The following is a 15,018-nucleotide window of genomic DNA, read 5'->3' on the forward strand; positions in this document are numbered from 1 at the left end:
AATCCAAAAAAAATGCCTACTTGTGTATAACGGCAGTTCGTCTAAAAACTGTGAATTACAACTATTTTGCAAAACTAGTTGATTGTATGTTGTTTGTTTTCAATGAGTTATTATTTCTCCTTAATGACAAATTAATAATTTATGATAGTTTTTAGACAGTCTGACGGTTCGGGTATGGGTAGTGGCGGTTTTTGAAAACGTATTGGTCAAACGTGAACAGTGTTTTTGATTACTCAAATGTACCTGTTTTGATGTCAACCGCCATTACCTATACCCATTGTTGGCAAATCGTTTTTATTTAGTAAGCGAATTTACGTTGTTTACAAACACATCACTCTAGTTTGTGAACACATTATTAGTATTTTTGGACGCATCATTGGAGTTTTCAGACGCATTATTAGAGTTTGTTGATACATCATTAGAGTTTCTTGTATATTTTATTTTCCTAAAAAAGAACTATCTTTGTTGAAAATTCAATAATAACCGGGGCTGCGAAGCAACCTTTTAATAATATTACCGTATCAACACAAATTAATAATGGGTATGAAGAAACTCTTGTTCTTCCTTCTGGTATTGAGCCAATCTGTTTTTGGGCAGATAGTAAATATCCCTGATGCCAATTTTAAGGCCGCTCTGGTTGCGGATATCACTATCAACACAAATGGAGATAGTGAAATACAGGTTGCAGAGGCAACGGCTTTTACAGATACTATTGTTGTTACATGGTCGAGTATTGCCGATTTAACAGGTATCGAAGCCTTTACAGCGCTTACAGTTTTATATTGCTACGGCAATTCCTTAACCAGCCTTGATGTTTCCGGTTGTACAGCGCTGATAAATTTGCAGTGTCATTACAATTCTTTAACCAGCCTCGATGTTTCAAACAATACAGTACTTACAGATTTAGGTTGTTCTTCCAATTTATTAACCAGCCTTGATGTTTCCGGTTGTACAGCACTTATAGATTTAAGTTGTTTCTACAATCAATTAACCAGCATCGATGTTTCAAATAATACAGTACTTAAAGAATTATGGTGTTTCGACAATTCATTAAACAGCCTTGATGTTTCCAACAACACAGCGCTTACATATTTAAATTGTAACAATAATTTATTAACCAGCCTTGATGTTTCCAGTAATACAGCACTGACAACTTTAGCTTGTATGGGTAATTCAATAACCAGCCTCGATGTTTCAAATAATTCAGTACTTACAGATTTATATTGTCCTTCTAATTCATTAACCGGCCTTGATGTCAGAAATGGGAATAATGTTAATATGCTCCCTTTTGGGGGTAGTTTTTACGCCACAGGTAATCCTAACTTAACCTGTATATCAGTAGATGATACTGAATGGGCAAATGCTAATTGGTCTTCGCAGAAAGATTCTACTGCAATTTTTAGTAGTGATTGTACTGTTGGCATTGAAGACAACGAACCAAACCAACCCACAATAACCACCAATAACAACACCGTAACCATAGCAGGCAATGGCACGGCAAGTATTTACAACCTTCTGGGGCAGGAAGTAGCAAAAACCAATCTGCCTGCTATCATAAGCATAAATGAAGGCGGGGTTTATCTGGTAAGGGTACAATCTGAAGGCAGGGTGGTTACTAGGAAGGTACTTCTGAGTGATTAGATTTATTATCGTGATTTTTATGGAATGTTTGCCAACTAGTGGCTAAAGGTAATAACCTGATTTTATTTTAAAAAAATTAGCATGATTTTTATTAGCTGATTATCAGGCAATTAACGAAAAATTTATCATGTTATCCGTTTACAACCATTTATTATCGAATACAAACGGTTTAAAACGGTTAATCTCAAAACATACAAAATTAGAAATAATTTAGGGAATATCTTTTATTACACAAACTGATAATTGTCAACTTTCATTCATCATTGGATATTACATCCACTTTGATCCTATCTTCTCTATTCGCCAGTTCCCATAAAGTAAAGAAGACTAATTTTGTAATTTTCTCAATTTTTTTGAATAATATTTTATCAATCGTATCGGTATGTCGATGGTAGTCTTCGTGGGTGCCATTGAAATAAAATATTACCGGCACACCATTTTTTGCAAAATTATAATGATCAGACCGGTAGTAAAAATTGTTAGGATCATCCTTAGCGTTATAGGTATAATCTAAATGCAAATTACTATATGTTTTATTTACCTCTTCACTTATTTGATGTAATTCGGTAGATAATCTATCTGAACCGATCAGATAGACATAGTCCGGATTATCCTGATATTTTTCGTCTAATCTTCCGATCATATCAATGTTAAGGTTTGCAATGGTATTTTCCATAGGAAAGACAGGATTCTCAGTATAGTAATGAGACCCTAACAGGCCTATTTCTTCACCTGTAGTTGGCATAAACAACAGACTTCGCCTTGGCCCATATCCCGCTTTTTTGGCTTCCATAAATGCCTGGGCAATCTCAATTATGGCACAAATTCCTGACCCGTTATCATCTGCGCCATTGTATATCTTACCTCCTTTGATTCCCAAATGGTCATAATGAGCGCTTAAAACGATAATTTCATCCTTTTTATCGGTTCCTTCAACTAAGCCCAAAATATTTTCGGTAATAAAATTACTTTCTTTCTTTTCAGCTCTATAAACGATTTTGTTAGCTATATTTCCCTTATTTAGACGGGCAAAATACCCGCTTAATGGCTTGCCATTTTTATCAATTCTGGATAAAACTTTAAAAAGTTCCTTCTGAGTTGTATTGAACATTTTTGCGGCAATATTTGGGGGGATATAAAAAACAGGCAGCTTATGTATATCAGGTTCTTCTTCAAAAGAATAATGGGGACTTTGTACCCACTGCTTATCATTGTTTAACAATTCTTCGAATAGCTCATTTGATCTGTAAACGAAAAAAACAGCTTTAACTTCTTTTTGTTTAGCTATAGTGATTTTTTTTTGCTCACCATAAGATCCATTTGACCAGATCGATTTAATATTATCATTTGTGATATATGATCTTCCATCAGCATCTATTGGTTCGCCTAAAAATATAATTACAGCTTTATTTTTTACATTAACAGGCTGATAATCTGAATAGCTTTTATCTTCAATACCATAGCCGGCAAATACCAATTCTGTCTCAGTTTCTTCAGGTACATTCATACTTACCAAACAATAAAAATCTTTTAAAAAAAGTGCTTTTTCCTCCTCGCTCTTTGTCCCTCTTCCTTTACCCTTTATTTTTAGATAAACTTCTCCCCATTCCTTTTTAAAAAGTTCAAAGGCCTGAAAATAACTTTTTCCTTTTGTTGCATAAAGAAAACTGCCAGAATCCGGATTAGTTTCCACAACTGGAATTAATCCATTTTTTTCAAAATGTTTTGCTATATAGTAAGCTGCCATTCTTTGGCCTTTTTCACCGGTGTTTCTTCCTTCAAGGCTGTCAGCAGCCAGAACATGCAGATATTCAGAAATATCATCTGTCTTTATGGTTTCAGCATATTTGATAGCAATTGTATCTTTGTTTAACTGGGAAAAAGTTGAAAAGGAAAAATACAAGCCAGCAAAAAGTAGAAATAGTTTTTTACTCCGAAAACGATAACGCAGACCTGAAAGATTATACAAACAATAAGGATTAATAATTTTCATTCCTTTGTGCAGAAATTTCGTGTAGAAGTCTTTACAAAACCTATAAAAAACTGCCACAAAGACCTGCCTGCAGCAGGCAGGCACCAAGTTTCACAAAAATTTATTCGTGTATCTTTGTGACTTTGTGTCTTTGTGGCAGTTTTTTTGTTTTAATCAGAAGCACGATTAGCCTGCTTAATAGCCCGCTTTAATAATGTGGTTTTCACTATAAAGTCAACAGGAAGAAGCACTAAAAACACTGCAAATTTACAAAATAATGCTAAAATGGCGTTTTTAACTGCTGCCTCTATTTTGGGTTCAATAAACGCTTCGGCAATAATAAAAAGAAAAACAGCAATGAGAATAACTATTGTAGTAGCTTTTCGCCCAACCCGCGCTTTAGTCAATTCATCTATGGTTTCCTGAAGTTGTTTGTTTTTAACCTCTAAGTGATCATTAATCTCCCGTACCTGTTCACTAGCAGAATTTAGTTTATTCTGGAGTCTGTCACTTACCTTTGTTATTACCTGGGCTTCACTAAGCAACTGCCCATACTGGTGGCTCAAAGCGCTATATTCTTTATATATATCTTCTAATGAATGCTTTTTATCTTCTAATAATATACCTTTCGAGTGTATAAGAACTGTATTCTCATTATCAAAAAGAAGTCCTTTATTTGAATTATCAGCCATATTACAAATTACGAAATACGAGGTACGAATTCGGTAGAGACGCCCAATTTGGTCGTCTCTACCGAATTCGTACCTCATACTTCGTACCTCGTATTTAAAAATTATGCCTCTTTTATTTCTACCAATTCCACTGGAATATCCATGATCTCCTTAAAATCTTCACCCGATTCATACATATCTTCATCATCCTCCTCATAATACCACTTTATGGCAATATTCACTTCATCAGTGTAAAGCTTCTCCAGCCTCCTGAAAATATCCAATATACATTTTGAAGAACTGGTGTTAAAATATTCTAACTTAAATTTAAAAACGGTTTGTTTTTTGTCTTTAGCAATCTTTGTATAATCATCCAACCATTCTAATATTGGTTTATAAAAATCCACCGAATTTTCAGGTATCGACCTCCCTGTTATTGCTAAAACACCACTATCAGGGTCAAATTCTACTTGTGGTGTTTTCGATGTTGCCTTAATAGATATTTTTTCCATAAGAAAATAGTTTTTTCACGTGGTTTATGTAGATACTTTAACCTGCAAGCTAAAAAATGAATGTTTTTTATCAACCGGATGAAAATTATAGCCAATTTTTTGACCTGATTTTCTCATAATGTCAATTAGCCCTAATCCGGCTCCTCCTTTTTCAGAAAAGTCCTCGTTATTTAACACTTCTCTGTACAATTTTCTTAATTCATCTTTTGACAAAGAGTTTACTTGCTCTAATCGTCTTTTCAAATCATCCACTTTTTCTACAAGGATATAATTTCCTGTTAATATAAAATATTTATCAACTTCCCTGCCTATCATTAATATAGCTGAATGTAGCGCTCCATTATCCATATCAGGATTATCAAAATGATGATAAACATTCTGTAAGCATTCTACCAGTATATTAAATACTTTTTTCTTTACAATAGGTTTATCTTCTATTTTTTTAAGCTTTGTTTCAGTGATCAGTAAAATAGACGTAAGCAATTCGGCAGTTACACTTCCTTTGAAAGAGAGCAAAATGTTCTCCTTCTCCATCTTTTTGAAATATTCATAGGTATTTAACATTCTTAGAAAAATTCTATTTAACTATCATCATAAAATCATTCTTAAAAATCAACTAACAAAGCGCAATCCAAAATTTAGTGCCAAGCTAAAGGTTTATTTATTATATTGCAAATAAAAACTAAAATTTTTAAAAAACATCTATTCTGATAGATTTTTATTTACTTATGGGCATCTCTAAAAACTACATATTTTTTAAAACACACCCCTTGCCCCTCTTGATAGAGGGGAATGTATGGTGTAGTTTTTAGAGATGCCCTTATATTTGTTCTTTAACTTTTTCTGCGCCATGGGCGAGTTTTTTTAATGTTTTTAAAAATGCCCTTAACAATAAACCAAAAGCAATTGTAAATATTGCAATAAATGAAAATGTTTTTAATTCATAGCTATTCTGGATTTCTTCAATTTCAATAGTTCCGCTATAATTTTTACCATCACCTTTATTTACCTTTATTTTCTTTGCTTCAATGTCTTTCTCAAGTTTTAGAGTTGCGTTCATCTGATTTTCTTTTGTGGCTAATTCTTCAGCAAGTTTTTGTTCTAACCTTTTGTTATTTTCTTCATCCAAAGAAATAAATGAATTGATAATTTTATCATCATCTATTAGAGTGATTACCATATTTCCACTATTATCATTATAAATTTTAGCCCTGATGGAAATATTCATATCATTATTGATGATACTATCCTGTACAAAGGGTTTTAGATTACTTTTATCTGCTACCAATTCAATTTCAAAAGGTTCAGATTGTGCAGCTTCCCCCACCCATCCAGCTATTTTATTACCGACACCTGTTGCAGCAAAATAAACACCCATCATAATAGATGCATACTTTAAAGGCGCCAGTTTTGTAATAAAAGATAATGCTACCGGTGACGCACACAGCTCGCCAATAGTATGTAAAAAATAAGCAATAATTAACCAGTATATCCCTGCTTTTCCGAAGGGTTCCGAACTTGCCTCAACAGAAGCAGCAGACATAGCAAAAAATCCCATCCCCATAATAATGGTTCCGATAGCCATTTTAAAAATAGAGGACTCTTCTTTTCCTTTTAATCTCCTCTTTACCCAAAATGCAGCAACGAGCGTTCCAAATAACATAATGAATAATGGATTGACAGATTGAAATACCCCGGCAGGTATTTCCCATAAGCCAAAAAGATTACGGTCTATTTTTTCATGAGCATATATGTTCATTAATCCACCCGCCTGTTCAAATGCACCCCAAAATACGATTATAATAAGAAATGATATAAGCAGTAATTTTACTCTGTCTCTTTCAACTGGTGTGAGGGGCTTGGATGTATCTGTTCCTTCTATTCTTTCTGGCTTCACATAATCTCCAACACCCTTCAAAGTCTTTTGTCCATAGATATAGAAAACCTGGCCAATTGCCATTCCTATTCCTGCCAAGCCAAAACCAACATGCCATCCAAATTGCTCAGCTACAATAGCAACTATAACTGAAGCGAGAAAAGCGCCAATATTAATACCAATATAAAAAATAGTAAAACCTTTATCTCTTCGAATATCTCCTTGTCCATATAGCCCACCTACCATAGTTGAAATATTGGGTTTAAGCGCTCCAACTCCTAATACAATTAAAGTCAAGCCAATAAAAAAAGCCGTCTCTCCATGTATTGCTAATGTACCATGCCCTACACATAAAAGCGCCCCCCCAAGCATTACCGTTTTTTTCTGTCCTAATACTCTGTCTGCCAATATTCCACCCGGAATTGACATCAGATATACTAACATAGTATACCAACCATAAAGTGACAGGGCTTCTACTTTTGTCCATCCTAAGCCACCATTCTCTATGGAGGCGTAGATAAACAATACCAGAATAGCCCGCATACCATAATAGCTGAATCGTTCCCAAAGTTCTGTGAAGAACAAATAAAATAAGCCTTTTGGATGTCCGAACATACTTAGTTATTTATTATTCGTTTGGCAACTGCCCCTGTTCAACATATACGGAAGCAACAGGCAGTCTTAATTTTACCGGCACAATATTAACAAAAAAAACTAATGTAAATGAATTTTAAAATATTTTTTTGTAACTTTGCACCTTAAACCCCTAAAATAAAAATGGAAGAATCAGGAATCAAATCAACTGCTTGCGGGATTGATACCCTGGGAATCACGCAGGCAGAAAAAGTTTACTGGAACCTCTCCCCGGCAGAACTAATAGAGAATGCCTTAAAAAATAGCGAAGGCAAACTTACAGACACAGGGGCGTTGATGTGCGATACGGGCAAATTTACCGGACGCGCTCCCAAAGACCGATTTATCGTTAAAGATACCAAAACCACTGATACGGTCTGGTGGGGAGGCGCCAACATGTCCTTTGAACCGGATAAATTTGACGCATTGTACAAAAAAGTAATAGAATACCTCAAAGGTAAAACACTTTATGTGCGAGATGCTTATGCTGGCGCTCATCCTGATTACAGGCTTAATTTGAGAGTGGTAAATACCAAAGCATGGCATAATCTTTTCAGCAATAACTTGTTTTTACGTCCTGATAGAGAAGATCTCACTCAATTTACTCCTAACTTCACCATTATCTGTGCTCCCGAATTTTTAGCTGACCCACCCACAGATAGAACACGGCAGAGAAATTTCGTCATCATCAATTTTACAAAAAACATCATTTTGATTGGCGGTACAGCTTATGCAGGCGAAATGAAAAAAGGTATATTTTCTGTGTTGAATTACATCTTACCTCACGAAAAAAATACATTGACCATGCACTGTTCAGCTAACATAGGTAAAAATGGTGATACAGCTATCTTCTTTGGCCTTTCCGGTACAGGAAAAACCACCCTTTCGGCTGACCCGAACAGGAACCTGATTGGTGACGATGAGCATGGATGGCTTGCCGATGGCGTATTTAACTTCGAAGGCGGTTGCTATGCAAAAGTGATTGACCTGACAAGAGAAAAAGAGCCTCAAATATGGGATGCTATCCGTTTTGGCGCTGTAGTTGAAAATACAAGGTTTTATAAAGGCACAACAACAATAGATTATACAAACAGCAGCGTAACAGAAAACACAAGGGCAGCCTACCCTCTCCATCATATTGACAATGCTGTTGAACCCTCAACAGGTGGTATTCCGAAAAACATTTTCTTCCTAACCTGTGACGCATTTGGCGTATTACCTCCCATAGCAAAATTAAATGCCGGCCAGGCAATGTATCACTTTATATCGGGTTATACAGCAAAAGTGGCAGGCACAGAAGCCGGCGTCACTGAACCCCAAACTACATTCTCAGCTTGTTTTGGCGCTCCTTTCCTGCCTTTACACCCAACCACCTATGCCAAAATGCTTGGCAAAAAAATGAGTGAAAACAAAGTGAATGTATGGTTAGTCAACACCGGGTGGACCGGTGGTCCCTATGGCGTAGGATCCCGTATGAAATTAGCGCTTACCAGGGCAATGATAACCGCTGCCCTGGAAGGCAAGCTAAACAATGTTGAATATATTCCTCATGATATCTTCGGTATTTCAAAACCCCAGTCTTGTCCCGGGGTTCCTTCACAAGTTTTAAATCCAAAAAACACATGGTCTGACAAAGATGCCTATGATACAAAGGCAAATGAATTGGCAGAAGCTTTTATAAAGAATTTTGAGAAGTATGCCGATTTTGCCAATGAAGAAATATCGGCTGGCGCTCCGAAGGTGATGGCGGAGGCTTAAAAAATGGAAGATGGTTGATGGGAGATGTTTGATGTATTTTAATTAGAGAACGAGAATAGAAAAATCCCTAGCTTCGTATTTTTGAAAATTTATGCCAAAGGGCAAGTTAATTATAGTATCTTTGTCAGCTTTTTGAACACTCTTTAAAGTTCAGTCCCCCAACTATTTAAGAAGGGAATCAGGTTATGCTTAAGAAAAGTTTAAGATGAAAAGGAAACGAGTGTTCCTACGCCAAAAAACATTGCATTACTTGCGGAAATAAGAGATATATTAAAAGAAAAAAATAGAGAATAATTACTTTAACTAAAATCAAAATGATATGAAAAAAATTAAAATAGCAATTATCGGTATTGGAAACTGTACCAGTTCATTAGTTCAAGGAATTGAATATTACAAAAACAAAAATGCTAAAGATGCAATAGGGTTGATGCACTGGGATATAGGTGGTTATATGCCTGGTGATATTGAAGTAGTTGCCGCTTTAGATATTGACAAAAGAAAAGTAGGCAAAGATGTGTCTGAGGCTATTTTTGAACTGCCTAACTGCACTACCGTTTTTTGTAAAGATGTACCAAAAGCGGGAGTCACCGTAACAATGGGGCAAATTCTGGATGGTTTTTCCTACCACATGAAGAATTATGACGATAAGCAGACCTTCGTTATAAGTGATGAACAAGAAGCATCGGAAGAAGATGTAATCAATGTATTAAAAGAATCAGGAGCTGAAATTTTAATTAATTATCTTCCGGTAGGCTCGGAAGAAGCAACAAAGTTTTATGCCAAATGTTCCCTTGAATCAGGTGTGGCATTCATCAATAACATGCCTGTATTTATAGCCAGTAATCCTGAATGGGCAGAAAAATTTAAAGACAAAAGACTACCCATAATTGGGGATGATATAAAAGCTCAGGTCGGTGCAACAATTACTCACAGAGTTTTGGCTGATCTCTTTAATAAAAGAGGCGCTCAAATTGAAAGAACTTATCAGTTAAATACTGGTGGTAACACGGACTTCCTTAATATGCTGAACCGAGACAGGCTTGCATCAAAAAAAGTTTCAAAAACTGAAGCGGTACAGTCTGTTCTTGCAGAAAGGCTTGATGACGGCAACATCCATATTGGCCCCAGCGATTATGTGCCCTGGCAAAAAGACAATAAGATATGTTTCCTTAGAATCGAAGGAAAACTTTTTGGAGATGTACCTATGAATTTAGAATTGCGGTTGTCTGTTGAAGATTCTCCGAATTCAGGAGGAGTATCCATTGATGCAATTAGATTCTGCAAGCTTGCTCTTGAAAGAGGTCAGGGAGGTATTCTTCATGGGCCATCGGCTTTTCTTATGAAGCACCCACCGAAACAATTTACAGATGATGAGGCTTTTAAGTTGACGGAAGAATTCATTAACGGTAAAAATAATACATCACTCAAAATCTCATCAGAATTAGTCTCAGGAATAATGGAGAACTAAAAATGTAATGAAATGCTTAATCATCGCAGCAGGCCGGGGAAGCAGATTATCTAACAAGGGGAAATCAAAGCCCCTTGTTCCGCTTTTAGGGTTGACTCTCATTGAACGTACAATACTAACTGCAAGGGAAAGTGGCATTAATGACTTTTTTGTTGTAACAGGTTATGAAGGAGAGAAAGTAAGACTTTATCTCGATAAGTTAGGGCAGAGAACAAATACCAATATCACTCATGTTATCAATGAAGAATGGGAAAAGGGTAACGGTATTTCCGTGCTCAAAGCAAGGGACTTGATCAAAGAGCCATTTATTCTGCTGATGGCAGACCATCTTTTTGACTATTCCATTTTGGAAGGTCTGAAAAAAGAACAAATTTCTGAGGATGAAATTATCCTTGCTGTTGATCGCAATATTGAGTCAAGCAAATTGGTTGATATTGAAGACGTTACTAAAGTCCTTATAAATGGAGCTAAAATAGAAGCAATTGGGAAAGAAATAAAAGAATATAATGCTTACGACACAGGAATTTTTCTCTGTTCTCCTGTTCTTTTTCATGCTATTGAAGATAGTTTTTTATCCACTGGTGACAGCACTCTTTCCGGAGGAATAAGGATGCTTTCCGGTAAGGGTAATGCAAAAACATTTGATATCCAGGATAGTTACTGGATCGATGTTGATGATGAAAAGGCATTTAGTAAAGCCAAGAACCTGCTCATTAGCGGTTTAAAAAAAGCTTCTGACGGACCTGTCTCAAGATATTTAAACAGGCCTCTGTCTATACGATTAACCAGATTACTTTTAAACACAAAAATTGCACCCAACCATATTTCAATACTGGCTTTTATATTAGGGGTAATCGGTGCAGTATTCTTCATTTTAGGGGGATATATTAATTTAATTATAGGAGGAACCCTGGCTCAAATAGCATCTGTTATTGATGGATGTGATGGCGAAATAGCCAGATTGAAGTTTAAAGCTTCTGAGTTTGGTGGATGGTTTGATGCTGTTTTGGATCGTTATGGAGATGCTTTTCTTCTGTTTGGGTTGACTTACCATGTTTATTGGATTGATGGCAGGTTCCTGTATATTATTATAGGATTCTTGGCAATTGTCGGAACATTTATGAACAGTTATACAGCAGATAAATATGATGGATTGATGCAGAAAAAACTCAAACCAGGAATGCACTATTTCAGGATAGGACATGACGTTAGAACATTCATCATATTTCTTGGGGCATTAGTAAATCAGCCTCTTTTAATCCTTATTTTAATTGCTTTTATGACGAACGCGGAAAATGTGAGGAGGGTATTAATTTTATATAAGAATGGATAAGATTGATTTAGTAAAACGAAAAATTGAAGAGATAATTAAAGGATCATTTGTTCCTGAAGATCCCATCCATTCAAAAAACACGTTGGAATGGTTGCTGAAACTAATGCCTGATGCAGACGAGAGTCTAAAAATAGCTGCTTTAGGACATGATATTGAAAGAGCTATTGAGAAGCGGAAAGTGAGGCGACAAGATTACAAAGATTACGATGCATTTAAAGATGCCCATGCCTTAAACAGCGCTAATATACTTACTGAAATTATGCAAGCATGTGACATTGATCAAAAAATGATTGATGAGGTGTTTTCTTTGGTACGGCACCACGAAACCGGAGGTACAGATAGGATTGATATTCTGAAAGATGCAGATAGTATCTCTTATTTTGAGGTGAATTTGCCCCTCTATTTTTTACGCAATACTCTAAAAGAGACAAAAAGACGGTGCTTGTGGGGATACAAAAGATTATCGGATGAAGGAAAAAAGATTGTTGCAGAATTGAATTATCAAAATAAAGAGGTTAAGTCCCTTTTGAAAGTTTGTATTGATGAATGTGAACAAACAATATTAAAGTAATCCTATGGCACATTCAGAAAATATGACTCAAAAATCAGATTATCAGCTTAATTGGATTATAGCCAACAAATCCTCGTACTCTGAAAGTCAAATAAAGGCTGCTTTTGAACTTATAATATCTTAATGTATTCTTAAAAACATGAAATTTAAAAGTAATATTAAAATAATAGCATTATTATTATTTTCTATAAATACATTATTAATGGCTCAAGAAAATAAAAATGATAAATTAACAATAATTAGTTTACTGGAAAATTATCAAAAAGCTATCAATACAAATAATTTAGAGTATTTTAAACCGATAATTTCTCAAAACTTCATGATTGGTAATTCACCACCAATGAGTTCTTATGTTGATGCTTACTTAGTTATAGGAGGCTTTGCAAAACCTCATTATTTAAAGTTCAGTTGCAAATATCATAGGTTGAGATATTAAAACCAAATATTTTGTGATTTTTTTTATTTTTAATCACTTTTTTCCATTGATTTATAGTGTTTTATACATAAATTTGGACTGTTTTATCCACTTAAAAAAAAGTAATTATGAGAAATCCAGATCAATTAAGTTTTGCAGATGCCATGATTTTTTCTCGCAGGCATAAACAATCAAGAGTAGTAAACAAGCTGGCAATTATAGACAAATTTGTCAACTGGGATAAGTTAAAGAAAGATGTTTCTGTTATTGATAAAACAGGTACAAGAAAAGGAGGTCGCCCCAGAATACCGATTAAATGGATGCTTAAGATACTTTTTATACAATATTTGTATAATCTATCAGACCCCGAATTGGAAGACCAAATGATAGACAGGTTTTCTTTTCAGAAGTTCGTAGGAATGAACCTCAGTAATGAAATACCCGATTTTTCAACACTATGGCGGTTTAAAGAATCATTGATCTGCTACAAGCTGCTTGATAAGATGTTTGATAATATAACAATGCGATTAGAAGGTCATAATTTGATATTGAAAAAAGGAACCGTTGTAGATGCTACCATCATCAAGTCAAAGAACAAGCCATTAAGCAAAGAAAAGAGAAAAAAATTAGAAGCTTCTCCATCCAAACAAATAGATACAGATGCAAATTCGACTGAAAAGAATGGGAAAAAATATTTTGGTTATAAAGGTCATATAGGCGTTGATTATGGAAGTAAATTAATACGCAAAAGAAGATTTACGTCAGCCAGCGTACATGACATTAATGAAAAGGATAATCTATTTAGTGGTGATGAGCAGTCAAAGTTTGGAGATAAAGCTTATTGTAAGACATCACATAAACAAACAGACAGAGCTAATGGTATTTATCATGGAATTTTGGATAAAGCAAAACGAGGAAGTAAATTATCAAACAAGCAAAAGAAACGCAATAAACAATTATCTAAAGTAAGAGCAGTAGTGGAACATCCTTTTGCATATATGAAAACGATATTAAACTATGATTTAGCCATGGCGACCACTAAAGTTCGCAATCAGCTTAGATTTGACATGAATTGTATAATGTACAATATTTTACGGGGTAATTATCTCCTACAAAGTGTACCGGGTGGATAAGTGTGTCCGATGGTCAAAAAGATAGAAAATTAAGAGAAAATCAACAAATTATGGACAAAAAGAGATTAAATTTAAAAGAAAATATAGTTTACGATAACAAAAATTTTAGTCATTTTAGTCATTTTGCAATTATTTCTGAATGAAAAATAAAAATTCAGAAAATCATGTTAGTTAATTTAAGTTTTTCAAAGATTTCTAACATTATTAAAGCCTGAAATGCTTGTTGAAAGTATTGCAGGTTCGGTGACTATTGCGGTTAAAGTATCAGTACATAATAAAGCATCCCTGACAATAATATCATAGCTTGTTGCCGTTAAACCGGTAAAAGTACTATCTGATTGATAAGAACCACCATTATCATTGCTAAATTCATAAAGTGGTGTTCCTCCTGCAGCAGATAAATAAATAATTCCATCCGATCCACCGTTGCAGCTTACACCGGTTATTGAATCAACAGAAACAATGAGTATGGATGGTTCGGGAATTATCTGGCTAAAAATAGTATCGGTACACAGATTGGCATCCCTTACAATAATATCATAATTAGTTGCCGTTAAACCTGTAAAAGCGCTGTCAGATTGGTAAGAACTTCCAGAATCATTACTAAACTCATAAGGCGGTGTTCCTCCGATAGCAGAAGTATATATAATTCCGTCTGCACCTCCGTTACAGTTTACACCTGTTATTGAATCTACAGAAATTACGAGAGCTGAAGGTTCAGAAATTGTTTGACTTATCGTATAAATACAACTGCTGAAATCTCTTACGACAATTGTATCATAAGTATTTGCCGGTAAACCTGTAAATGTACTGTCTGGCTGGAACGAGCCTCCATCTATTTTAAATTCATAAGGAGGGGTTCCGCCAGTTGCAGAGGTATAAATAACTCCGTCTGAACCCCCCGGACAACTCACGTTTGTTACTGAATCTACGGTAAGAAAAAGAGTAGTAGTGTTGTTAACCGTAGCGCTTACAGTGATCTCACAAAGCAGGGAATCTCTGACAATTATTGAATAAACTCCTGCTAACAGGCTG

The 15,018-nt window shown here is 35.1% G+C and carries 13 protein-coding genes; 7 read left to right on the plus strand and 6 right to left on the minus strand.

Annotation, left to right across the window (positions count from 1 at the left end; genetic code table 11):
- The first annotated feature begins 543 nt into the window (after positions 1-543).
- Positions 544-1,641 carry a T9SS type A sorting domain-containing protein gene (locus FVQ77_12285; protein MBW8051092.1) on the plus strand — a complete coding sequence of 366 codons (1,098 nt, stop codon included), beginning with the start codon at positions 544-546 and terminating at the stop codon, positions 1,639-1,641.
- 253 nt (positions 1,642-1,894) lie between these two features.
- Here FVQ77_12285 and FVQ77_12290 read toward each other — a convergent pair whose 3' ends face one another.
- The 5 genes from FVQ77_12290 to FVQ77_12310 all read right to left on the minus strand — a co-directional run bounded on the left by FVQ77_12290 (position 1,895) and on the right by FVQ77_12310 (position 7,287).
- On the minus strand, positions 1,895-3,634 hold the full coding sequence (locus tag FVQ77_12290; protein MBW8051093.1) for a M28 family peptidase: 1,740 nt from the start codon (positions 3,632-3,634) through the stop codon (positions 1,895-1,897).
- Positions 3,635-3,783: 149 nt separating this feature from the next.
- Positions 3,784-4,305, minus strand: coding sequence for a hypothetical protein (locus FVQ77_12295; protein ID MBW8051094.1), 522 nt, complete (start codon positions 4,303-4,305; stop codon positions 3,784-3,786).
- Positions 4,306-4,406: 101 nt separating this feature from the next.
- A complete protein-coding gene (locus tag FVQ77_12300) occupies positions 4,407-4,796 on the minus strand; it encodes a DUF1987 domain-containing protein (protein ID MBW8051095.1) in 390 nt (129 codons plus the stop codon).
- Positions 4,797-4,820: 24 nt separating this feature from the next.
- The gene (locus tag FVQ77_12305) at positions 4,821-5,360 is read right to left on the minus strand and encodes a hypothetical protein (GenBank protein ID MBW8051096.1); all 540 of its coding nucleotides are present in this window, start codon (positions 5,358-5,360) and stop codon (positions 4,821-4,823) included.
- A 256-nt stretch (positions 5,361-5,616) separates the two neighbouring features.
- A complete protein-coding gene (locus tag FVQ77_12310; protein MBW8051097.1) occupies positions 5,617-7,287 on the minus strand; it encodes a peptide MFS transporter in 1,671 nt (556 codons plus the stop codon).
- Between the two features lie 162 nt (positions 7,288-7,449).
- Between FVQ77_12310 and pckA the strand changes: the two genes are divergently transcribed.
- From pckA to FVQ77_12340, 6 genes are all read left to right on the plus strand, one after another.
- Entirely contained in the window at positions 7,450-9,063 is a 1,614-nt protein-coding gene (gene pckA, locus FVQ77_12315) for a phosphoenolpyruvate carboxykinase (ATP) (protein MBW8051098.1), read from the plus strand.
- A 319-nt stretch (positions 9,064-9,382) separates the two neighbouring features.
- The gene (locus FVQ77_12320; protein MBW8051099.1) at positions 9,383-10,531 is read left to right on the plus strand and encodes an inositol-3-phosphate synthase; all 1,149 of its coding nucleotides are present in this window, start codon (positions 9,383-9,385) and stop codon (positions 10,529-10,531) included.
- A 7-nt stretch (positions 10,532-10,538) separates the two neighbouring features.
- On the plus strand, positions 10,539-11,864 hold the full coding sequence (locus FVQ77_12325; GenBank protein MBW8051100.1) for an NTP transferase domain-containing protein: 1,326 nt from the start codon (positions 10,539-10,541) through the stop codon (positions 11,862-11,864).
- Positions 11,857-12,435, plus strand: a complete 579-nt coding sequence (locus tag FVQ77_12330) for a DUF4202 domain-containing protein (protein MBW8051101.1) — start codon at positions 11,857-11,859, stop codon at positions 12,433-12,435. The genes FVQ77_12325 and FVQ77_12330 overlap by 8 nt, the downstream gene beginning before the upstream one ends.
- Positions 12,436-12,574: 139 nt before the next feature.
- Positions 12,575-12,871: a hypothetical protein gene (locus FVQ77_12335; protein ID MBW8051102.1), complete on the plus strand. Its 297-nt coding sequence runs from the start codon at positions 12,575-12,577 to the stop codon at positions 12,869-12,871.
- 107 nt (positions 12,872-12,978) lie between these two features.
- The gene (locus FVQ77_12340) at positions 12,979-13,983 is read left to right on the plus strand and encodes an IS5 family transposase (GenBank protein MBW8051103.1); all 1,005 of its coding nucleotides are present in this window, start codon (positions 12,979-12,981) and stop codon (positions 13,981-13,983) included.
- Between the two features lie 185 nt (positions 13,984-14,168).
- Here FVQ77_12340 and FVQ77_12345 read toward each other — a convergent pair.
- On the minus strand, positions 14,169-15,018 hold an 850-nt coding region (locus FVQ77_12345; protein MBW8051104.1), incomplete at its 5' end, for a hypothetical protein.

Source organism: Cytophagales bacterium, from assembly GCA_019456305.1.
Classification (GTDB): Bacteria; Bacteroidota; Bacteroidia; order Cytophagales; family VRUD01; genus VRUD01.